The sequence below is a fragment of the Catenulispora rubra genome (assembly GCF_015356825.1).
GTDB classification, from domain to species: domain Bacteria; phylum Actinomycetota; class Actinomycetes; order Streptomycetales; family Catenulisporaceae; genus Catenulispora; species Catenulispora rubra.
Genome location: NZ_JAACYW010000200.1, coordinates 1 through 21,389 on the forward strand (window position 1 = coordinate 1; position 21,389 = coordinate 21,389).

Annotated in this window: 17 protein-coding genes; 12 read left to right on the top strand and 5 right to left on the bottom strand. The window is 70.1% G+C overall.

Annotated features, from left to right (window positions below; translation table 11 throughout):
• The 3 genes from GWK61_RS37570 to GWK61_RS37580 all read right to left on the bottom strand — a co-directional run.
• Window positions 1–1,800: ABC-F family ATP-binding cassette domain-containing protein (locus GWK61_RS37570; protein WP_228563589.1), on the bottom strand; the 1,800-nt coding region annotated here is incomplete at its 3' end.
• Window positions 1,801–1,836: 36 nt separating this feature from the next.
• On the bottom strand, window positions 1,837–2,400 hold the full coding sequence (locus GWK61_RS37575) for a Uma2 family endonuclease (protein WP_194916469.1): 564 nt from the start codon (window positions 2,398–2,400) through the stop codon (window positions 1,837–1,839).
• 32 nt (window positions 2,401–2,432) lie between these two features.
• Window positions 2,433–4,868 carry a DEAD/DEAH box helicase gene (locus GWK61_RS37580; RefSeq protein ID WP_194916470.1) on the bottom strand — a complete coding sequence of 812 codons (2,436 nt, stop codon included), beginning with the start codon at window positions 4,866–4,868 and terminating at the stop codon, window positions 2,433–2,435.
• Window positions 4,869–5,164: 296 nt separating this feature from the next.
• Here GWK61_RS37580 and GWK61_RS37585 point away from each other — a divergent pair, with 296 nt between their 5' ends.
• The 10 genes from GWK61_RS37585 to GWK61_RS37630 all read left to right on the top strand — a co-directional run bounded on the left by GWK61_RS37585 (window position 5,165) and on the right by GWK61_RS37630 (window position 17,431).
• On the top strand, window positions 5,165–5,506 hold the full coding sequence (locus tag GWK61_RS37585; protein WP_015796998.1) for an anti-sigma factor antagonist: 342 nt from the start codon (window positions 5,165–5,167) through the stop codon (window positions 5,504–5,506).
• A 149-nt stretch (window positions 5,507–5,655) separates the two neighbouring features.
• Window positions 5,656–6,219, top strand: a complete 564-nt coding sequence (locus GWK61_RS37590; RefSeq protein WP_194916471.1) for an ATP-binding protein — start codon at window positions 5,656–5,658, stop codon at window positions 6,217–6,219.
• Window positions 6,220–6,534: 315 nt separating this feature from the next.
• Window positions 6,535–8,973, top strand: coding sequence for a sodium-translocating pyrophosphatase (locus GWK61_RS37595; RefSeq protein ID WP_194916472.1), 2,439 nt, complete (start codon window positions 6,535–6,537; stop codon window positions 8,971–8,973).
• A 119-nt stretch (window positions 8,974–9,092) separates the two neighbouring features.
• On the top strand, window positions 9,093–9,587 hold the full coding sequence (locus tag GWK61_RS37600) for a DUF6247 family protein (protein ID WP_194916473.1): 495 nt from the start codon (window positions 9,093–9,095) through the stop codon (window positions 9,585–9,587).
• A complete protein-coding gene (locus tag GWK61_RS37605; RefSeq protein ID WP_194916474.1) occupies window positions 9,584–9,937 on the top strand; it encodes a hypothetical protein in 354 nt (117 codons plus the stop codon). The genes GWK61_RS37600 and GWK61_RS37605 overlap by 4 nt, the downstream gene beginning before the upstream one ends.
• 58 nt (window positions 9,938–9,995) lie before the next feature.
• On the top strand, window positions 9,996–11,486 hold the full coding sequence (locus GWK61_RS37610) for a DUF7059 domain-containing protein (protein ID WP_194916475.1): 1,491 nt from the start codon (window positions 9,996–9,998) through the stop codon (window positions 11,484–11,486).
• 300 nt (window positions 11,487–11,786) lie between these two features.
• On the top strand, window positions 11,787–14,612 hold the full coding sequence (topA, locus tag GWK61_RS37615; RefSeq protein ID WP_194916476.1) for a type I DNA topoisomerase: 2,826 nt from the start codon (window positions 11,787–11,789) through the stop codon (window positions 14,610–14,612).
• 209 nt (window positions 14,613–14,821) lie between these two features.
• Entirely contained in the window at window positions 14,822–15,367 is a 546-nt protein-coding gene (locus tag GWK61_RS37620) for a GNAT family N-acetyltransferase (RefSeq protein WP_194916477.1), read from the top strand.
• Between the two features lie 256 nt (window positions 15,368–15,623).
• Window positions 15,624–16,901, top strand: coding sequence for a C40 family peptidase (locus tag GWK61_RS37625; protein WP_194916478.1), 1,278 nt, complete (start codon window positions 15,624–15,626; stop codon window positions 16,899–16,901).
• 59 nt (window positions 16,902–16,960) lie between these two features.
• Complete coding sequence (locus tag GWK61_RS37630; protein ID WP_194916479.1) at window positions 16,961–17,431, top strand: NUDIX hydrolase; 471 nt, start codon at window positions 16,961–16,963, stop codon at window positions 17,429–17,431.
• A gap of 42 nt (window positions 17,432–17,473) precedes the next feature.
• Here GWK61_RS37630 and GWK61_RS37635 read toward each other — a convergent pair whose 3' ends face one another.
• On the bottom strand, window positions 17,474–18,247 hold the full coding sequence (locus GWK61_RS37635; RefSeq protein WP_194916480.1) for a hypothetical protein: 774 nt from the start codon (window positions 18,245–18,247) through the stop codon (window positions 17,474–17,476).
• A gap of 182 nt (window positions 18,248–18,429) precedes the next feature.
• Here GWK61_RS37635 and GWK61_RS37640 point away from each other — a divergent pair, with 182 nt between their 5' ends.
• Window positions 18,430–18,738 (top strand): hypothetical protein, encoded by a 309-nt coding sequence (locus GWK61_RS37640; protein WP_194916481.1) that lies wholly within the window; start codon window positions 18,430–18,432, stop codon window positions 18,736–18,738.
• A gap of 213 nt (window positions 18,739–18,951) precedes the next feature.
• Here the strand turns inward: GWK61_RS37640 and GWK61_RS37645 are convergent, their stop codons facing one another.
• Window positions 18,952–19,461 (bottom strand): inorganic diphosphatase, encoded by a 510-nt coding sequence (locus tag GWK61_RS37645; RefSeq protein ID WP_194916482.1) that lies wholly within the window; start codon window positions 19,459–19,461, stop codon window positions 18,952–18,954.
• A 95-nt stretch (window positions 19,462–19,556) separates the two neighbouring features.
• Between GWK61_RS37645 and dacB the strand changes: the two genes are divergently transcribed.
• The gene (dacB, locus tag GWK61_RS37650; protein ID WP_194916483.1) at window positions 19,557–21,101 is read left to right on the top strand and encodes a D-alanyl-D-alanine carboxypeptidase/D-alanyl-D-alanine endopeptidase; all 1,545 of its coding nucleotides are present in this window, start codon (window positions 19,557–19,559) and stop codon (window positions 21,099–21,101) included.
• Window positions 21,102–21,389: the final 288 nt, after the last annotated feature.

Below are 21,389 nucleotides of genomic sequence, written 5' to 3' on the forward strand. Positions count from 1 at the left end.
ACCGACGACGTGGTCGCGGTGCTGGCCGAGTTCTCCGGCAAGAAGAGTTCTCCCATGTCGTTCGCCCCGGTCTTCACGATCGGCGGCGCCTACACCGACGTCGCCGACGACGCGACGGCGTTCGGCGATCTTGTCCAGGCGCCGTTCGATGCGCGCCAGTTCCTTCTTGGTCGCGCGGTCCTCGCGAGAGCCCGCACCACCGCTCGACAGGTTTGACTGCTGGGCGGGCGCTTTGGTTGTGCGGGAGTTGGAAACGTCTGTGGCGCGCTGTTCACGGTGGGCGAGGTACTCGTCGACGCCGCCGGGGAGCAGCCGGATCCGGCCGTCCCCGTACAGCGCGGCGACCCGGTCGGTGGTGCGCTCCAGGAAGTAGCGGTCGTGGCTGACCACGAGCAGGGTGCCGGGCCAGCCGTCGAGGATGTCCTCAAAAGCGGTGAGGGTGTCGATGTCCAGGTCGTTGGTGGGCTCGTCGAGCAGCAGCACGTTCGGGGCGTCCATCAGCAGCCTGAGCAGCTGCAGCCGGCGCCGCTCGCCGCCGGACAGGTCGCCGACCCGGGTCCACTGCTTCTCGCCGGCGAAGCCGAACCGCTCCAGCAGCTGCCCGGCGGTCAGGGTCTTGCCCTTGCCGATCTCGACCGTGGAGTGGACCTTCTCCACCGCTTCCAGCACCCGCCAGGTGGGGTCGATCTCGGCCACCTCCTGCGACAGGTGCGCCGGCTTCACGGTGACGCCGGTGACCACGCGCCCCGAATCCGGCTGCGCCTCGCCGAGCAGCAGCCGGACCAGCGAAGACTTGCCGGAGCCGTTGACGCCGATCAGGCCCAGCCGCTCGCCGGGGCCGAGCTGCCAGGTGACGTGCTGCAGCAGCTGCTTCTGCTCGGCGCCGTCGCCGACGGCGTAGGAGACATCCTCCAACTCGTAGACGGTCCGCCCGAGCCGGCTGGTCGCGAACTTCTGCAGCTCGGTGCTGTCTCGGGCCGGCGGCTCGGCGGCGATCAGCTCGTTGGCCGCCTCGATGCGGAACTTCGGCTTGCTGGTCCGGGCCGGGGCCCCGCGCCGCAGCCAGGCCAGCTCCTTGCGAAGCAGGTTCTGCTTGCGGTCCCACTCGGTGTCGGCCTGCCGCTGCCGCTCGGCGCGGGCCAGGACGTAGGCGGAGTAGCCGCCGTCGTAGTCGAGCACCTGGCCGTTGACGACCTCCCAGGTGCGGGTGGTGACGGCGTCCAGGAACCAGCGGTCGTGGGTGACGGTGAGCAGCGCGGGCTTGGCGGTGGCCAGATGCCGGGCCAGCCAGGCGATGCCCTCGACGTCGAGGTGGTTGGTGGGCTCGTCGAGCAGCAGCAGGTCGTGCTCGTTGATCAGGGCCTTGGCCAGCGCCACCCGCCGCCGCTCACCGCCGGACAGCGGCCCGATCCGGGTATCCATGCCGTCCGGGAAGGCGGGGAAGTCGGTGCCGCCGAACAACCCGGTGATGACGTCGCGCACCCGCGCGTCGGCCAGCCACTCGTGGTCGGGCTTGTCGGCGACCAGCTCGTGCCGGATGGTCGCGTCCGGATCCAGGCTGTCGTGCTGCCCGACGAACGCGATACGCAGCCCGCCCGTGTGCGTGACGCGCCCGGAATCGGGCTCGTCGAGCTTCGCGAGCACCCGCAGCAAGGTCGACTTGCCGCCGCCGTTACGGCCGACCACGCCGATCCGGTCGCCCTCGGACAAGCCCAGGGAGACTTTGTCGAGGAGGGTGCGGGCGGTGTAGGCCTTGGAGACGTTCTCCAGGTTGACGAGGTTGACAGCTTGGGGTGCCATTCCGACAACGCTACCGGGTGGTGGCAGGGGCGATGGTCACACGTCCGTGAGATCGATCTCCACCGGGAAGCCGAGGCTGGTCTTCACGACGCCGTCGAAGATGCCGGTGCTGCGGTACACCCCGGTCTCGCGGTTCAGCGAGTAGGTGTAAACAACCGGGACATCGCCCCGGACCTCGACACGCCAGTAGTACTGGATGCCGGCTGCGGCGTATTCCAGTGGTTTGACCATGCGATCAGTGCTTTCCGAGCCCGGCGAGACGATCTCGAAGACCGCGAGTACGGCCGACAGCGGGATCCTTCGTGTACGCGGTGTGTCCGCCGCGTACACGATCACATCGGGCTGGCGGTTCAGCAGTGGGATGTCCCGAAGACGGAGATCCACGTCCACCGTCGTGCGCCAGGCTGGCTTTCCGGCGGCCCTGACGCCGTTCGCGATGTGGAGGCCGATGTCATTGTGGAACGGGGTGGGACTCGGGCTCATGTGGACCATCCCGTCGACGATTTCGATGTTGCGGCAGAGCTCCTCCGGCATGGCGTCGTACTGCTCTGCGCTTATCTGCTCGTGCATCCACGAGTAGTCGACCGTCTCAACAGACATGTCCCACTCCTCCCTCCAGCTTTGTCGCCAGCCTAGCTGTGGCTCTCGATGTTCGGTACACCCGAAAGGACCAAATTGAGCAGCCGCCCCGCCCCCGCCTTGTCCAAAGGGTTGTTCCCGTTCCCGCACTTCGGCGACTGCACGCAGGAGGGGCACCCCTCCAGGCACTCGCACGCCGCGATCACGTCCCGGGTCGCCGTCAGCCAGGCCACGGCCGCGCCGTAGGCGCGCTCGGCGAAGCCGGCGCCGCCGGGGTGGCCGTCGTAGACGAACACCGTGAGGCGCTCGGTGTCGGGGTGCATCGGCATCGAGACGCCGCCGATGTCCCAGCGGTCGCAGGGGGTGAACAGGGGGAGCAGGCCGATGGAGGCGTGTTCGGCGGCGTGGGCGGCGCCGGCGCTCATGGCGGTGTCGAGTTCGGCGGCGCGCAGGGCCGCGGGGTCGACGGTCCACCAGACGGCGCGGGTGCGCAGGATGCGTTCCGGGAGGTCCAGGGGTTTGGTCTCGATGATCTGGCCGGTGCCTGCCTTGCGCTTCAGGTAGGAGACCACCTGGGTGCTCACCTCGACCGAGCCGAAGTGCAGGGAGGCGTCGCCCCAGTCCTGGGTCTGCTCGGTGTCCAGGATGGTCACCTGGACCACGTCCCGGGCCATCGTGCTGTAGTCCGGGTTGGCGCGGTGGACCAGCGCTATGTTCTGCTCCAGGTCCAGCTTGTCCACCAGGTACGTGTGGCCCTGGTGCAGGTACACGGCGCCGTCGTGCACCGTCGAGTGCGACGCGCCCTCGTCCACGGTGCCGAGCAGGCGGCCGGTCTGGCCCTCGACGATGCGGACCGTCGGGCCGCCGGTGCCGCGCAGGTCGGTCAGGGCCGAGGGGCGCTCGCGCCGGGTCCAGTACCAGCCCGTGGGCCGGCGGCGCAGGTACTCGCGGCGGGTCAGGTCGGTCAGCAGGGCCTCGGTGGTGGGGCCGAAGAGTTCCAGGTCGGCTTCCGTTAATGGGAGTTCTGCGGCGGCCGCGCAGAGGTGCGGCGCCAGGACGTACGGATTGTCCGGGTCCAGGACGGAGGCCTCGACCGGGCGGTCGAAGATCGACTCGGAGTGATGCACCAGGTAGGTGTCCAGCGGGTCGTCGCGCGCGATGAGGACCGCCAGTGCCCCCTGCCCGGCGCGTCCGGCGCGCCCTGCCTGTTGCCACAGAGAGGCGCGGGTACCGGGGAACCCGGCCATCAGCACGGCGTCGAGCCCTGCGACGTCCACGCCGAGCTCCAGAGCCGTCGTGGCGGCCAGGCCGACGAGCGCGCCGTCCAGGGAAGGGTCCATATGCAGAGCGGCCTCTAGAGCGCGGCGTTCGGTCTTGAGATATCCGCCGCGATACGCCGCGATGCGCTTTCCATAGCCCCTGCGTCGCTCCTCCAGGTAGTCGCGCGTCTGCATTGACACCTGTTCGGCACCGCGTCGGGATCGAGTGAAGACCACTGTGCGGACGTCGTCCAGGACCAAGTCCGTCAGCAGATCCGCGGCCTCCGCTGTAGCGGAGCGACGCACGGGTGCTCCGCGCTCCCCGATGAGGGTCGTCAGAGGGGGTTCCCAGAGGGCGAACACCAGCTGGCCGCGCGGAGAGAAGTCGTCAGTGACCGCCGAGACTTCAACGCCGGTGAGCCGCGAAGCCGACACGGCGGGATCGGCGGTGGTGGCCGAAGCCAGTATGAAAGTCGGACTGGAACCGTAGCGCGCGCAGATTCGGCGCAGCCGCCTGAGAACCGCCGCCACGTGTGAGCCGAAGACACCTTTATAGGTGTGGCATTCGTCGATGACCACATAGCGGAGCTTCCGCAGGAATGACGCCCAGCGCGCGTGTCCCGGCAGAAGTGAGTAATGCAGCATGTCCGGATTGCTCAGAACGTAGTTCGCATGCTGACGTACCCAGTCCCGCGCCTCGGCGTCCGTATCGCCGTCCAGAAGCCCGGCGCGGACCCCCGGTACGTCCAAACGAGTGAGACGCCTGAGTTGGTCCGCGGCCAACGCCTTCGTCGGCGCCAGGTACAGCGTGGTGCCCGCGTTCTCGCGGATCGCGGTCAGCGCCGGCAGCTGGAAGCCCATCGACTTGCCGGACGCGGTGCCGGTGGCGAGCGTCACATGCCGTCCGTCCCGGGCCGCCTCGGCCGCCGCGACCTGGTGCCGCCAGGGCCGGGGCACGCCTCCGGCCTCGCGGAACCCGTGCACCACGGCTTCGTCGACCCACTCCGGCCACTCCGCGTGCTCCGCGTCCCGGGCTGGTACCACGCGCACATGCGTCACACGTTCAGCGCGCGACGCGGGAACCGAGATCAGTCTCTCCAGCGTTGGTTGGACGGAAGCTTGGACAGAACCGGCGACGGAACCTTCCGGGATGCCGGCATCCGACCCGGGTGTTGGTGTGGACACACCACCCGTGTCGGGGTTTTGCTGGTAAGGAGGAGTCGGCGACATCGCAGTCCAGTATCCGACAGCCAGACCGACTCCATGCCCGAATCCCGACCTGGAATCCGGGCGACCATCCGAAACGACATGAACTTCCGGCGGCGCGGAGCACTCGCCTCCCCGCTAACGGGGCCAGTACGGCGCACCATTAGAGGGCACTTGACGCGAATCGTGGCCGAGTGTCACCCCGAGGTGATTGACTGTGCTCAAGCCCTGACCCGGGTGAAGCTGTACTTTGTGTTGCCGAGGACACACCTTTTCTCACCCCCGCCACGGCGGGAAGGCACCGATTTTGGAGGCCGGCAGTGGACCTGAAGCTGGAGACGCGAGACGAGAACGGCCGGACGATCGTCAAGGTCGGCGGGGAGATCGACGTGTACACCGCCCCGAAGCTGCGCGAACAGCTGGTCGAGCTGGTCGGTGCCGGGAAGTACCACCTGATCGTGGACATGGAGGACGTCGACTTCCTCGACTCCACCGGGCTGGGCGTCCTGGTCGGCGGCCTGAAGCGGGTGCGGGCGCACGACGGCTCGCTGCGCCTGGTCTGCACCCAGGAGCGGATCCTGAAGATCTTCCGGATCACCGGCCTGACCAAGGTGTTCCCGATCAGCGACAGCGTGGAGCAGGCCGTCACCGCCGTCGACTAGCGGACATCGGCGGGCCGCGTGGCGGGAGACAACCGCAGCGGCCAGGCCCGCCGCCCACCCGTCGCCCACCGCCACCCGTCATGGAGGCGCTTCGCGCCGCGGACTGATGGGCATCACATCCCGCACTTGTTCCTAAGGGGTCTGCCAACATGGATGCGCAATCGTCGGCCGTCGGCACGGTGGCCAAGACGGAGAGCGCCACGGCCGTTCTGCTGCGGTTCACCCCGCAGCCCGAGCATGTCCGGACCGCGCGCCTGGTCGCGGTCGCCCACGCCCGCCGGGTCGGCGTGGAGGCCGGCCTGCTCGACGAGGTCCGCCTCGCCGTCGGCGAGGCCTGTTCCCGGGCCGTGGGCCTGCACCAGCGGCACTGCCCGGGCGAACCGGTCGTGGTGGTGCTGGACGCGGTCGACGAGTCCGACTCCGGCCTGGTCGCCGACCGGTTCGTGGTGACGGTGGCCGACAAGGTCTCCGGCGCCGTGCCGGGCCAGCGCGACGGGGCCGCGGCCGCCGCCGACGGCGAGACCGCCGCCGAGGCGGCCGGTGACGACACCGACACCGACGGCGCCGCCGCCGACCAGGACGACGACGAGGAAGACCTCGACGACGCCGAGATGGGCCTGGCCGTTCTGACCGGCCTGGTCGACGACCTCGACATCACCTCCGGGCCCGACGGGGGCTCGGTCCGTATGGGATGGCCCGTCAAGGACTTCTGAGCACACGACTTCTGAGCACACTTATATGAACACCGGTTCGAGCCGCCGGCACAGGCTCAAGTAGGCTCGTAGCACTCATCGCGGCGGAGCGCCCCCATCCCTGGGTGCTCCGCCGATTTACTGGGCATCGCCCCACTTCATGTGACGCTTGCATTCACCAAACCGAGTGAAAAGTGTCCTTCATCACATAGCGATCCGTGAGGTCGGCGAAACGATCTGTTGACCGACCTCGGGTTTTCGCGCGTAGACTCCCCTGCCATTGGCTGTGATCTGAGTTACAGCGTCGGAAATACGGATCGTCACAGTGGAGGACGCATGCCGCGAATCGCGGACAGCGGCTCGACGGTGATCCCATTGGCCGGGGGCAACCTCGCCTGGATCTTCGTGGTGGCCGTGATCGCCCTGGGTGCGCTTGGCGTCGCCGGAATCCTCGTCAAAGAGGTTCTGGCGGCCAGTGAGGGCACGGAGAATATGAAACGCATCGCGGCCGCGGTGCAAGAAGGCGCCTCCGCGTACCTCGCGCGGCAGTTCCGTACGCTGGCGATCTTCGCGGCCGTGGCCTTCTTCCTGCTGCTGGCGCTGCCCGCCGACGACTGGTCGCAGCGTATCGGCCGCTCGGTGTTCTTCCTGGTCGGAGCCGCCTTCTCGGCCACCACCGGGTATGTCGGCATGTGGCTGGCGGTGCGCTCCAACGTGCGCGTGGCGGCCGCGGCGAACGAGTCAGGCTCGCCGCGCGCGATGCGCATCGCGTTCCGCACCGGCGGCGTGGTCGGGATGTTCACCGTCGGCCTGGGGCTGTTCGGCGCGGCCCTGGTGGTGCTCATCTACAAGGGCAACGCCCCGAACGTGCTGGAGGGCTTCGGCTTCGGCGCGGCCATGCTGGCCATGTTCATGCGAGTCGGCGGCGGCATCTTCACCAAGGCCGCCGATGTCGGCGCGGACCTGGTCGGCAAGATCGAGCAGAACATCCCCGAGGACGACCCGCGCAACGCCGCGACCATCGCGGACAACGTCGGCGACAACGTCGGCGACTGCGCGGGCATGGCCGCGGACCTGTTCGAATCCTACGCGGTGACGCTGGTCGCGGCGCTGATCCTGGGCAAGATCGCCTTCGGCACCCAGGGCCTGGTGTTCCCGCTGCTGGTGCCGGCGCTCGGCGTGATCACCGCGGTGATCGGCATCTTCGCGGTGTCCCCGCGCACCGGTGACAAGAACGCGATGGCGGCGATCAACCGCGGCTTCTTCATCAGCGCCGTCGTGGCGGTGATCCTGGTGGCGATCGCGGCGTTCACCTATCTGCCGGACAAGATCTCCAAGCTGGACCACGTCGATCCCAGTGTGCTGACCGACGCCGCGACCAAGGACCCGCGGCTGGTGGCCCTGGGCGCGGTGGTGATCGGCATCGTGGTGGCCGCGGTCATCCAGGTGCTGACCGGGTACTTCACCGAGACCACCCGGCGTCCGGTGCAGGACATCGGCAAGACCTCGCTGACCGGGCCTGCGACCGTGGTCCTGGCCGGCATCGGGATCGGTCTGGAGTCCGCCGTGTACTCGGCGCTGCTGATCGGCGGCGGCGTGTTCCTGGCGTACCTGCTCGGCGGCGCCTCCCTCACGCTGTCGCTGTTCGCGGTGGCCATGGCCGGCACGGGCCTTTTGACCACGGTCGGCGTCATCGTGGCGATGGACACCTTCGGCCCGGTCTCGGACAACGCGCAGGGCATCGCGGAGATGTCCGGCGACGTCGGCGAGGAGGGCGCGAAGGTGCTGACCTCGCTGGACGCGGTCGGCAACACCACCAAGGCGATCACCAAGGGCATCGCGATCGCGACCGCCGTGCTGGCCGCGACCGCGCTGTTCGGGTCGTTCACCCAGAAGATCACCGAGACCGTCGCCAAGGTCCACAACCCCAAGCTGGGGAGCTTGGAGCAGTCCCTGCAGTTCGGCGGGGTCCTGAACGTCGGCGACCCGCGCAACCTGTTCGGTCTGATCATCGGCGCGTCCGTGGTGTTCCTGTTCTCGGCCCTGGCGATCAACGCCGTGTCCCGGGCCGCGGGCGCGGTCGTGTACGAGGTCCGCCGCCAGTTCCGCGAGATCCCCGGGATCATGGACGGCACCGGCCGTCCGGAGTACGGCCGCGTGGTGGACATCGTCACCACCGACTCGCTGCGCGAACTGGTCACCCCGGGCCTGCTGGCGGTGATGGCGCCGATCGCGGTCGGCTTCTCCCTGGGCGTCGGCGCGCTGGGCTCCTACCTGGCCGGCACCATCGGCGCCGGCGTGCTGATGGCGGTCTTCCTGTCGAACTCCGGCGGGGCCTGGGACAACGCCAAGAAGCTGGTCGAGGACGGCAACTTCGGCGGCAAGGGCTCCGACGCGCACACCGCGACCATCGTCGGCGACACCATCGGCGACCCGTTCAAGGACACCGCCGGCCCCGCGATCAACCCGCTGATCAAGGTGATGAACCTGGTCAGCCTCCTGATCGTGCCGGCCGTGGTCCAGCTGTCGATCGGCACCTCGGCCAACGCCGCGGTCCGCGCCCTGATCGCGGGCGTCGCCATCCTGGTGATCGTCGCCGCGGTCTGGAACAGCAAGCGCAAGTCGATCGCCGTCTCCGACTCCAACTCCGACTCGCACTCCACCCCGGTCACCGGCACCGGCCCGGCGGTCGAGGCCGCGGCGTCTGGCGCGCCCGGCGCGCCGCGCAGCGGGGACGAGGACACGACGATGGAGGCTTCCGCGCAGTCGATCTGAGCGGTTGCTTCGGGAGTTCTCTCCTATTAAATGGGGCGCCCTCGGCCTTCGGGTCGGGGGCGCCCCTTTTGAGTGATTTACATTGCTTGGCGCCGGAGCTTTGAAGTACCTTCGAAGCCATGGGAACTGTGAGTGAATCCGTGCCGTTCTCCGAGCTGATCCAGCATCCCCGCGAGACGACCCTGCGGCTTGATGAAGCCGAGACGCTGCGTTTGGTGCGCCGGAACCAGCCGGATCTGATGTTGGCGACCGTCGAGCGTGCCGAGCGGGACGCCGAGGTCTTCGACATCACGACGCGCCTGTTGGTGGGGATAATCGCCCAGGAGCCCTCGCGTGAGGTGCTGCGCAGCTCTCTGATGGGCGTGTTCGCTTGGACGAGGTTCCTCCCAGCCGACGAGGTCGACGAATTCCTGACCGAACTGGTTGACGTCGCCAGGGCATCGGCAGAGATCCGCAACCTACGGCCGGTCGCGCAGGTCGTCGTAGAGTGGCAGCACACTGCGGAGATTCATGCGGACGCGGAGTTGTATCGGAGGCTGACCAGAGAGCATTCGACGGAGGATGACTTCGAGCCGGTAGAGGTGCCGATCGAACCGGGCGAGGAAGACGAGTGAGCCCGAAGCGTGGCGACGACGTCGCGCCTCCGCCCATTGATGACGAGTGGCGGATCCGCTACGCGGAAACGGATACCGTCAATGGCTGGCGTGACCTGTGCGGCAAGGCTCGGCGGAATACTCGGAAGGCGTATGAGACCCTCCGCTCGAACCCCAATCCCGCGCAACCTACGGCCCGACACCATCTGCTGAAGGGTTCGCTGGCATACGTAGTCACCAACGGAGTGCGCATGGCGCATTGGCAGTACGAGGTCACCGGCGGTGGCCGGATCTGGTACTACATCGATGTCGCGAACCGGACAGTCTGGCTGGACTACGCCGGGCTCGGCCACCCGAAAGCGACCGACTGATCTGGCGCCCTCGGCCTTCGGGTCGGGGGCGCCCCGTCTTTCCCGCGACAATGGACTCATGGAGAAGCTGCGCGAAGCCCTGATCGAGGCCGACTACACCGTCGACGGCGTCCTGGAGGTCCTCGGTCCGCTGGCGTATGCGGCGCTGGCCAGGAGCGAGAGTGTGCCGGCGCTGCGGGCGACGACCGGGGGGTCGCCGGTTGAGACGCTGATCCGGCTCTTCCTTTTGCAGCAGTCGGTGGACCGGAAGGCTGTGGAGGCTGCGTTGCCGGTCGAGGAGTCGGTGGCTGCCGGGCTGGTCGCGGTGGAGGGGGACCAGGTGCGGGCTGCCATCGACATCCGGCCCTACGGGGACGACGACGGCCACGACTGGTACCTGGTCTCCGACCTGTCCGGTGGGCTGCACGCGCAGGGGCAGGGCCATCCGGTGCGCGAGGACCATGTGCTCGGCGTCGGGGGTGCGTCCACGACGCTGGCGCAGCTCACCATCCGGGACCGGTTCGGGTCGGCGCTGGACGTCGGGACCGGTGGGGGTGTGCAGGCGCTGCACCTGTCGACGCACGTCGACCGGGTCGTCGGCAGCGACCGGAATCCACGGGCGCTCAAGCTGGCGCGGATGACGCAGCAGCTCTCCGGGGTGGCGCCGTTCGAGCTTTGCGAGGGTTCCCTGTTTGAGCCAGTTGAGGGAGAGCTGTTCGATCTGATCGTCTCCAACCCGCCGTTCGTCATCTCGCCGGACAACGCCGCGCGGGGTGGCCGCTTCGTCTACCGTGACTCCGGGCTGCCGGCCGACGAGGTGTGCCGCCAGCTCGTCGCCAACGCGCACCGGCACCTGGCCGAGGACGGCTGGTGTCAGGTCCTGGCCAACTGGCTGCATGTGGACGGCGTGGACTGGCGCGAGCGGGTGGCCGGCTGGGTCCGGGACACCGGCTGCGACGCGTGGGTGGTGCAGCGCGAGGCGCAGGACCCGGCCGAGTACGTCGAGCTCTGGCTGCGCGACTCCGGCGAGTACGGCACCCCGGACTACCCGCAGCGCTACGACGCCTGGCTGGACTACTTCGAGCAGAACAAGGTCAGTGCCATCGGCTTCGGCTGGATCACCCTGCACAACGCCGGCGCCGACAGCCCCCTGATGCGCCTGGAGGAGATCTCGCACCCGGTCGAGCAGCCGCTCGGGCCGCACATCCCCAGCTGGTTCGCCCGCCACGACTTCCTGCGCGGCACCGACGACGAGGCCCTGATGCACCGCAAGTTGGCGGTTGCGCCGGACGTGCGCTGGGAGCAGGTGGCGCGGCCGACGTACGAGGGCGGCAGCGGCTGGGGCAGCGACTCCTCGCGGCTGAGCCAGCAGGAGGGCTTCATGCGCTCGGCGGACATCGACCCGGTCGGGGCGGCTGTGGTGGGTGCGTCGGATGGTGAGACGCCACTCGGGGAAATCTTGGACGCCGTCGGCGAACGCTACGGGATCGACGGCCGGAGCCTGCGCACCGGCGCGGTCGAGGCCATCCGGGGGCTGGTCGAAGACGGTTATCTGTTCCCCGTGGCCTAGGCGACATCCGGGGCTGTCATCAGCCTCGATCCCCTCAACACCGGTTGTCGTACGTCACATCCGTCCCACCTCTGGCGTTTTCGGGTTCCGTCCTATACGCCAGTTCGGGTTAACGTTCGGTTGTACGCCGACCATTCAAGACAACGAGTAGGACACAGTAGACAGCGCGGAGACGTACGGCTGAGGTACGGTCACTCTCCGTTGGTGTCGCGGAATCCCGACCACGTGTCACACCGCGGTGTGCGGGGTACGCCCAAGCGCGTATCCCTTGGGGCTAGAAGCTGGGAAGCAGAGGTAACGGTGGCAGGCAAGGGTTCAGCGGACTCGGGCGGCGCGACTCGCCGGCTGGTCATCGTCGAGTCGCCGGCCAAGGCGAAGACGATCAAGGGCTACCTCGGAGCGGGTTACACCGTCGAGGCCTCGGTCGGCCATATCCGCGACCTCCCAGCCGGGGCGGACGAGGTGCCCGAGAAGTACAAGGGCACCTCGATGGGCCGGCTCGGGGTGGACGTGGACGGCGACTTCGAGCCGCTGTACCTGGTCAACGCCGACAAGCGCAAGCAGGTCGCCAAGCTCAAGGACCTGCTCAAGGAAGCCGACGAACTCCTGCTCGCCACCGACGAGGACCGCGAGGGCGAGGCCATCGCGTGGCACCTGCAGGAGGTGCTCAAGCCCAAGGTCCCCTCCAAGCGCATGGTGTTCCACGAGATCACCCGCGAGGCGATCCAGGAGGCCGCGCGCAACACCCGCGAGATCAACATGCCGCTGGTCGACGCGCAGGAGACCCGGCGCATCCTGGACCGGCTGTACGGCTACGAGGTCTCCCCGGTGCTGTGGAAGAAGGTCCGCACCGGGCTGTCGGCCGGCCGCGTGCAGTCGGTGGCCACCCGCATGGTCGTGGACCGGGAGCGGGAGCGCATCGCGTTCACCGCCGCCGAGTACTGGGACCTGACCGGCACGTTCGAGACCCTGAAGGCCGGCGGCCCGGACGACCCGCGGGCGATGACCGCGCGGCTGTCCAGCGTCGACGGCAAGCGCGTGGCCGCCGGGCGCGACTTCGGCCCGGACGGGCGGCTCAAGTCCGGCAGCCAGAACGTCGCGCACCTCACCGAGGTCACCGCCAAGGCGCTGGCCGCCGCGCTGCGGGACGCCGACTTCAGCGTGCGCGGCGTGGAGCGCAAGCCGTACCGGCGCTCGCCGTACGCGCCGTTCCGGACCACCACGATGCAGCAGGAGGCCAGCCGCAAGCTCGGCATGGACTCCAAGCGCGCCATGCGGGTCGCGCAGAGCCTGTACGAGAACGGCTACATCACCTATATGCGTACCGACAGCATCACGCTGTCGGACACGGCGCTGAACGCCGCGCGGACCCAGGTGCGCGACCTTTACGGCGCCGACTACCTGCCGGACGTTCCGCGGCGCTACGACTCCAAGGTGAAGAACGCGCAGGAGGCGCACGAGGCGATCCGCCCCTCCGGCGACACGTTCCGCACCCCGGCGCAGACCGGCCTGCACGGCGACGAGTTCCGGCTCTACGAGCTGATCTGGATGCGCACCGTCGCCTCGCAGATGAAGGACGCCACCGGGCACACCGTGACCGTGAAGGTCGGCGGCGCCGCCTCCGACGGCCGGGACGTGGAGTTCAGCGCCAGCGGCCGCATCATCTCCTTCCACGGCTTCCTGAAGGCCTACGTGGAGGGCACCGACGACCCGGACGCCGCGCTGGACGACTCCGAGCAGCGGCTGCCGGCGGTGGCCGAGGGCGACGCGCTGACCACCACCAAGGTCACCGCGGACGGGCACTCGACCAAGCCGCCCGCGCGCTTCACCGAGGCCTCGCTGATCAAGGAGATGGAAGAGCGCGAGATCGGCCGGCCCTCGACGTACTCCACGATCCTGGGCACGATCCTGGACCGCGGCTACGCGTTCAAGAAGGGCACGGCGCTGGTCCCGTCCTACATCGCCTTCGCGGTCGTCGGACTGCTGGAGAACCACTTCGGCGACCTGGTGAACTACGAGTTCACCGCGCGCATGGAGGACGACCTGGACCGCATCGCGCGCGGCGAGGCGCAGCGGGTGCCGTGGCTGCGGCGGTTCTACTTCGGCCCGACCGAACAGGAGCGGGGCGGCGGCGCCGATCTCAGGGGCGGCGACAACAGCGTCGTGTTCGACCACCTCGGCGGCCTCAAGGACCTGGTGACGGACCTGGGCAACATCGACGCCCGGGAGGTGAACTCGTTCGCGGTCGGGAGCGAGGGGATCATCCTGCGGGTGGGCCGCTTCGGGCCGTACATCGAGCGCAACCTGGAGGACGGCACCCAGCAGCGCGCGAGCGTCCCGGACGACCTGCCGCCGGACGAGCTGACCCCGGCGTTCGCCGAGGAGCTGTTCCTGCTCCCCAGCGGCGACCGGGAACTGGGCAAGGACCCGTCGACGGGCTTCGAGGTGGTGGCCAAGGCCGGCCGCTTCGGCCCGTACGTCACCGAGATCCTGCCCGAGGGGACGCCGACCCGCGGCAAGAAGGCGGTGAAGGCCCGTACCGGATCCCTGTTCAAGAGCATGGGCCTGGACTCGGTGACGCTGGAGGAGGCGCTGCAGCTGATGTCGCTGCCGCGCGTGGTCGGCGCCGACCCGGAGTCCGCCGAGGAGATCACGGTCCAGAACGGCCGCTACGGCCCGTACCTGAAGAAGGGTGCGGACTCCCGCTCGATCACCTCCGAGGAGCAGATCTTCACGATCACGCTCGAAGAGGCGCTGGAGATCTACAAGCAGCCGAAGGCCCGCGGACGCGGCGCGGCCAAGCCGCCGCTGCGCGAGATGGGGCCGGACCCGGTGTCGGGCAAGCCGATCGTGATCAAGTCGGGCTTCTACGGCGAGTACCTGACCGACGGCGAGACCAACGTGACCATCCCCAAGAGCGAGACGGTCGAGGGGATCACGCCGGCGAAGGCCTACGAACTGCTGGCCGAGAAGCGCGCGAAGGGGCCGGCGAAGAAGACGGCCAAGAAGGCCGCCGCGAAGAAGACCCCGGCGAAGAAGACGGCGGCTTCGGGGACGAAGACGGCGAAGGCCACGGCGGCGAAGAAGACCGCTGCCAAGAAGACGGCTAGTTCGGGGACGAAGTAGGGCGGGGCCGAAGTCGGCAGGGACGCAGTAGGGACGACGTAGCGCGGGGGTGTCCGGCGGTCGGCCGTGGGTGCCGGGCGCCGGGTGTCGCCGCAAACGGTCGGGTGCGGCCGGCGGCACCGCCCGGACACCCTCGACGACCACCGCTGACCGCCTCCCCGGCGAGTTCGGCCGACCGGGGACGGGGCGGACCGGCCATAATGGCGCGCATGAGTTCGAGCACGCGTCGGGCCCACGGCGTCGACATCCGCGAGGCGGTGGCGGGGGACGCCGAGGACATCGGGCGGGTGCGGCACGCGTCGTGGCAGGTCGCCTATTCGGGGCTGATGCCGGCCGACTATCTCGCGGGGCTGTCGGTGGACGGGTTCGTGCTCAGTGCGCGGCGGATGCTGGCGGACCGGGCGGCGCGGCGGGCGGAGGTGCTGGTCGCCGAGGTGGGCGGGGTGGTGTCCGGTTTCGCGTCGGTGGGGCCGAGCCGGGACGCCGACGAGGATCGGGACCGGGTCGGGGAGCTGTACGCCATATACCTCGATCCGGCGATCTGGCGGCTCGGGATCGGCGCCCGGTTGCAGCAGGTCGCGCTCCAGCGGCTGCGGGACGAGGGGTACGCCGAGGCCACGCTGTGGGTGCTGGCGACCAACGGCCCGTCGCGGGCGTTCTACGAGCACACCGGCTGGCGGCACGACGGCGGGGTCTCCGGGTTCGAGGCCGGGGCCGAGGTGCTGGACGAGACGCGGTACCGCAGGACTTTGTGATCTTGGTGGTCTTGGCCGGGTGACGGCAGTCGGCCGGTCGGCCGGTCGCCAGGACTGCCCGATGCCCGCTCGATGTCCGCTCGGCGCCCAGTCGACGTCCACCTGTGTCCCTCTTTCGGTGGAAACCTTCAGCCCCCTGACCACGCCTCGCGCGATCCGCCCTTTTTGTGATGAAAGGTCGTCGGTGACGGTGGGTAGCTCATCCCACAGTCCATGAGGACACGGACACACTCGGGCGGCGCGGAAGGAGTTCGGCATGCGGGGACGCGGACACGGCCGGCGGGCGACGCTCGTCACGGCCACCGTCCTGACGGCGGCCCTCCTCGGCGCCGCCGCGCACGCCGACCCGGGCACGCCCGTGATCCCCGGCCAGGGCACCATCGACCGGGCCAAAGCCGACGTCCGCGACCGCCAGAGCGCCGCCGACCGGATCCAGGCCGCCCTGGACGCCGCCAGCAGCCACCTGCACGCCCTAGAGGCGAGCGCCGGGCTCGCGGCGGAGGCGTACGACACGGCCATGGCACAGGCCGCGACGGCGGCCCAGGCGGCCGACGAGGCCCGGACCCGCGCGGCCGCCGCCCTGGACGCGCAGCACCAGGCCGAGGCGCGGCTCGGGGCGTTCGCGGCCGAGATGTACCGGCAGGGCCCGGACATGGCGATGGCCGTGGCCTTCCTGCACGTCGGCTCCCTGCACGACTACGCCGTCCGCCGCCAGGTCCAGGCGAACCACAACGCGGCCGAGGCCCTGGCCGTCTCCGGCGCGCGACAGGCGACGAAGGACGCGGCGGCGGCGCGTCAGAAGGCTGACCGGACGGCAGCGGACCAGCGCCAGGCCGAGGCGCGGGCGGAGAGCGCGCTGGGTGCGGCGCGGGCGGCGGCGGCCGACGCGCAGAGCCAGGTCGCGGGGATCCAGGCGCAGCAGAACACGCTGGTGCAGCAACTGGCGGCGGCCCAGGGCATCGAGGTCGGGCTGGAGCGGCAGCGGGAGGCCGGGCTGGCGGAACTCGCGGCGCAGCAGGCGGCGGCTCGGCAGGCGGCCGCGGCCGCCGCTGCGGCGTCGGCGGCCCGGGCTGCGGGAGCTGGGTCCGGCGGCGGCTCGGCGCACGCGCCCTCGGGCGGCGGCGCGACGTGGACGCCGCCGTCGGCCGGACCCGTGCCGTACGCGGAAGGCGCCGTCCGCCAGATGCTGAACTACATCTACGCGCAGCTCGGCAAGCCCTACGTCTGGGGCGGCGCGGGTCCGGACGTCTTCGACTGCTCCGGCCTGGCGATGCGCGGCCTGGAAGCCGGCGGCTGGTCCTTCCCGCACCCAGCGCAATGGCAGTACCTGGCGATGCGCTCGCTCACCTACAACCAGCTCCGCCCCGGCGACCTGGTCTTCTGGGCGGAGGACGGCGCCAACCCGCACACCATCTACCACGAGGCCGTGTACATCGGGAACGACCGCATCATCCAGGCGCCGCACCCCGGAGGCGTGGTCGAGCAGCAGTCGCTGTGGATCAACGGGACGCCGAGCTTCTACGGCCGGCCGTAGCCGGCGAGCGCTTACTCGCCGGACCTCGGGGGGACACGTGGTGCCGATAGCGTGTCAGCATGCCGATACCCGAATTCATCGTCGAGATCCGCAAGAAGATCGGTCACGACCTGCTGTGGCTCCCCGGCGTCACCGGCCTGGTCGTCGACGACGAGCAGCGCGTGCTGGTGGTGCGGCGGTCCGACAACCTCCAGTGGACGCTCGTCTCGGGCTGCCTGGACCCGGGGGAGCAGCCGGCGGTCGGGATCGTGCGCGAGATCCTGGAGGAGACCGGGGTGACGGCGCGCGCCGAGCGGGTCCTGGCGGTGGACGTGACCGGCCAGTTCGCGCATCCCAACGGGGACGAGACCGTGTTCATGGACGTCGCGTTCCTCTGTCGCGCGACGGGAGGGACCGCGCGGGTCAACGACGACGAGTCCGTGGACGTCGCGTGGGTCCCGATCGGGGAGTTGCCGGAGCTTCCGGAGCGGCATCGGGCCTATGTGAAGCAGTACCTGTCGGGAGTGGAAGCCGCTTGGTTCGCTGAATGACGTCGTGCGGTCAGGGAAGCGGCACGATCGCCGTGGGTGCGGTCAGCAGTGGCACAACAGCCGCACGACCACGCAGTCCTCGTCCAGTCCTTCGAGATACGCCGTGGACCGCCGGGCGAACGTGTCGCTCTCCTCGTCCGGATCGGGGCTGTAGGGCTTGATGCCGGTCCACTCGCCGTCGAGCGTCAGCAGCGCGGCGCGTGCGACGGCCCAGGTCTCGGCCAGCTCGAAGCCGGGCCGCGGGTCCCGGGTGTAGATCGTGATCGGGTCCGTGTCGGGGCCGAGGACCCAGGCGCCCAGGCTCGGGTAGCGCTCGAAGACCGACTGGTGGTTCAGGGCCTTGATGAGCGGCTGCGCGTGGTGGTCGTCGACCGCCTGCCGGCGCGGGTAGCCCTCGGGGTCGGCGGCGTGCCGGGCCAGGAACGCGGTGAGCGGCTCGGCCGGGGGGTGGTCGGCGACCAGGCGCTCGAAGTCGCGCATCTGCGCCTCCCAGTACGTCAGCGCCTCGGCGCGGGCCGCGCGGCGGCAGGCGTCGAAGTCCAGCAGGCCGCGCGGGCCGCCGTCGCAGCGCAGCGGTTCGTGCGGGGTGCCGACGACGACCGGGTCGGCGTGGATCAGCCGCGGGTCGCCGTCGTGCCGCGGGTTCACGGCGAAGCGCTGCCGCCCGGCGTCCACGCGGTACCAGTCCCAGGTGGCGTCCGGGTCGAAGTCGTCGCCGCGGTTCATGTCGAACGGCGCCATCGCCTCGGCCAGCGCGCGCTCGACGTCGGTGAGCGCGGACGGCGCCAGGCAGACGTTCACCCGGTACTTGCTCATGGATGCGGCCCCTCTCGCCGGTCGCGAAGGGGCCGATGGTAGTCGTCCGCGGCCGCCGGCGGCCAACTGGATGTGCGTGCTCGGAGATTCTTTGGCGGGGATGTCACAGGGGATGTCACAAACCGGCGCGCGCCGGAGTCATAGAGGTGATGACGACGACGCAGCTTGCTGAGGAGCCCGAAATGACCGGCACGACCGGCACGACCACCATCCGTAGCCACCAATACCGGGTCAGTCCCGAGAAGTTCGAGGAGTTCAGTGTCCGGCGTGCGGCCGTCATCGACGCGGTGCGGGCGAAGCACCCGGCGCTGGCCGCGACCCGGCTGGTCCGGCTGGAGGACGGCAGCTACTCGGACGTGTGGGTCTGGGAGAGCGCCGAGCACATGGGCCGGGCGCTGGCCGATCTGCCGAACACGCCCGAGGCGTTCGCTGCGATGTCGATGGTTGAGGGGAATGTGGCGCAGAGCGGTCTGGTGCTGGACGAGCGCTGAGCCATCTCGAAGGCGTTCCGGGACGTCGCGGCCGAGGGGGGCCGTGGCAGTACGGCCAGGCGTGGCGACTCCCGGAAACGCGAAGCCCCCGGCGGGATCTGCTCCCGCCGGGGGCTCCGACGTTCTCAACCGAGTACTCCGCCGTGCTTTCCACCGTGCCGGTCCGGGCCGGGGGCCGGCGGGTGGCACCGCATGGCCGGCGCCACCGCCTGGCTACAGGTGGTGGACCTTCTCCTCTTCCGGCAGGTCCTCGAACCGCTTGTAGGAGCGCTGGATCTCGGTCTCGGCCTGGGCCCGGTTCTGCCACTCGGCGTGGTGGACCTCCTTGCCCGGCTCCAGGTCCTTGTAGCTGGTGAAGAAGTGCTGGATCTCCTGGCGCTCGAACTCGGAGATGTGGTGGTAGTCACGCAGGTGCTCGAAGCGCGGGTCGGTGGCCGGGACGCAGAGGATCTTGTCGTCGCCGCCGGCCTCGTCGGCCATGTTCAGCATGCCGATCGCGCGGCAGCGGATCAGGCAGCCCGGGAACGTGGGCTCGTCGAGCAGGACCATGGCGTCCAGCGGGTCGCCGTCCAGGGACAGCGTGTCCTCGATGAAGCCGTAGTCGGTCGGGTAGACCATCGAGGTGAAAAGCATGCGGTCCAGCCGTATGCGGCCGGTCTTGTGGTCGACCTCGTACTTGTTGCGCTGGCCCTTGGGGATCTCGATGAGAACGTCGAACTCCATTGGTCTTTCCTCGTTTCCGCGCTTTCAGGTGCTGCTACTAGTGTCGCCCAGACAGGCGGTGACGACAGAGTTCGCGAGATCAAGGAGTGACCTGAGTGGCAAGACAGGTGCCGGGAACGCTGCCGACCGCCATTGTGTCAGCCGCGCTCGGGATCGTACTGGCCGCCGGCTGCGTGTGGGCGGCCGGCCCGTGGTCCGGCGGGCAACGCGTGAGCGAACGCGGGGGGCGCTCGCGGGTGGCCGACAAGCCGGTCGCGCAGGCGTCGCAGGACTCGGTCGCCCCCTCCTCGCCGGCCCCGTCGACCCGCTCCGCCGGACCCACGCACGCCCCGGCCGGAGCCGCGCTGCTCCCCGTTCTCGCAGGTGACAAGCCCGGCGGCGCGCTGACGGCCGCCGAACTGGCCAGCGCTCTCGGACCGCTGACGCTGGCGCCGGGACTCGGCAAACACGTCGGGATCGCGGTCGCCGACCCGGCCTCGGACGCTCTGTTGTTCGACGACCACGCCGCCGGGAGCTTCGCGCCGGCGTCGACGAACAAGGTGGTCACGGCGGTGGCCGCGCTGGCGGCGCTCGGGCCGGACGAGCAGTTCACGACGCGGGTGGTGCAGGGCCCGAACTCGGGGTCGGGATCGGCCGCGACGGCGTCGATCGTGCTGGTCGGAGGGGGTGACCCGACGCTGTCGACGCAGGGTCCTTCCTCGGACCCGGGGTACCGGCCGGCGTCGCTGGACGACCTCGCGGCGCGGACCGCGGCGGCCCTTCAGGCCAAGGGCGTGAATTCGGTCACACTGGGCTACGACGCGTCGGTTTTCGGCGGCCCGGCCCTGAACCCGACGTGGTCGCCGGGCTACACGGACGGGAACGTGGCGCCGGTGGTCGGCCTGATGGTCGACGAGGGGCGCGCGAAGGCCGCCGACGACCTGAGCCCGCGGGTGACGGACCCGGCCGCGGTGGCGGCGGTGGACTTCGCCGGGCGGCTGGCGGCGCACGGGGTGCAGGTGGTGGGGAAGCCTTCGGCCACGTCGGGCGGATCGGCTGCGGCGGGCGCGTCGGAGCTGGCGCGCGTCTCGTCGCCACGGCTGGCGGACCTGGTCGAGCACATGCTGACGGTGTCGGACAACGACCTGGCGGAGTCGCTGCTGCGGCACGTGGCGCTGGCCGACGGGAAGCCGGCGACGTTCCAGGGCGGCGTCGCGGCGGTGCGCGACCAGCTGGGTAAGCTGGACCTGAACCTGGCGGGCTTGAACGTCCTGGACGGCAGCGGCTTGTCCCACGCGGACCGGATCGCCCCGGAGTTCCTGGTCAAGATCCTGTCGACGGCCGCCGCGGACAACCACCCGGACCTACGCGCGGCCCTGACCGGCCTTCCGGTGGCGGGCTTCACCGGAACCCTGGCCGAGGACGGCCGCTACACGACCCCGCCCTCCCTGGCCGGAGCCGGCCTGGTCCGAGCGAAGACAGGCTCGCTGACCGGCGTGGTGACGCTGGCGGGGCTGGTACGCGACAACTCGGGGCAACTGCTGGTGTTCGCCCTGATGGCGGACCAGGCCCCGGACACCGCCGCGGCGCGCGGGGCGGTGGACCGGCTGGCGACGGCGCTGGCGGGCTGCGGGTGCGGTGGCGCGGCGGCTGGCGGGTAGGCGAGCGGCTAGGCAGCGGCGGCGGCGGCGTGGCGGTCGGGCGGCGGACCGGCTGGCGGCGCAGCTCGGCGCGAACGAGGCAGCATGTGTGCGATGGCTGGGCGGGGATGGCGGGCGCGAGGAAATCAGGGCGGGCAGCGCGCGGTCGGCGCAGAGCGATGGCTGAGCAGGCGGCGGCGTGGCGATCGGGCGGCTGTGCGGCGATAGCGGTGGCGAATATGCGCCAAGCGAGCGCCAATCGGTCGGGCGCGGCGTCGCGAATCAGTTGTCGGTCCCAACCGCCTAAAC

Bases quoted from the DNA above. Each gene is read 5' to 3' on its own strand.
- GWK61_RS37610 (WP_194916475.1), top strand. From the start codon at position 9,996: ATGGAGAAGCTGCGCGAAGCCCTGATCGAGGCCGACTACACCGTCGAC.
- GWK61_RS37640 (WP_194916481.1), top strand. From the start codon at position 18,430: ATGACCGGCACGACCGGCACGACCACCATCCGTAGCCACCAATACCGG.
- GWK61_RS37580 (WP_194916470.1), bottom strand. From the start codon at position 4,868: ATGTCGCCGACTCCTCCTTACCAGCAAAACCCCGACACGGGTGGTGTG.
- GWK61_RS37630 (WP_194916479.1), top strand. From the start codon at position 16,961: ATGCCGATACCCGAATTCATCGTCGAGATCCGCAAGAAGATCGGTCAC.
- GWK61_RS37600 (WP_194916473.1), top strand. From the start codon at position 9,093: ATGGGAACTGTGAGTGAATCCGTGCCGTTCTCCGAGCTGATCCAGCAT.
- GWK61_RS37625 (WP_194916478.1), top strand. From the start codon at position 15,624: ATGCGGGGACGCGGACACGGCCGGCGGGCGACGCTCGTCACGGCCACC.
- GWK61_RS37645 (WP_194916482.1), bottom strand. From the start codon at position 19,461: ATGGAGTTCGACGTTCTCATCGAGATCCCCAAGGGCCAGCGCAACAAG.
- GWK61_RS37635 (WP_194916480.1), bottom strand. From the start codon at position 18,247: ATGAGCAAGTACCGGGTGAACGTCTGCCTGGCGCCGTCCGCGCTCACC.
- GWK61_RS37590 (WP_194916471.1), top strand. From the start codon at position 5,656: ATGGATGCGCAATCGTCGGCCGTCGGCACGGTGGCCAAGACGGAGAGC.
- GWK61_RS37595 (WP_194916472.1), top strand. From the start codon at position 6,535: ATGCCGCGAATCGCGGACAGCGGCTCGACGGTGATCCCATTGGCCGGG.
- GWK61_RS37620 (WP_194916477.1), top strand. From the start codon at position 14,822: ATGAGTTCGAGCACGCGTCGGGCCCACGGCGTCGACATCCGCGAGGCG.
- GWK61_RS37575 (WP_194916469.1), bottom strand. From the start codon at position 2,400: ATGTCTGTTGAGACGGTCGACTACTCGTGGATGCACGAGCAGATAAGC.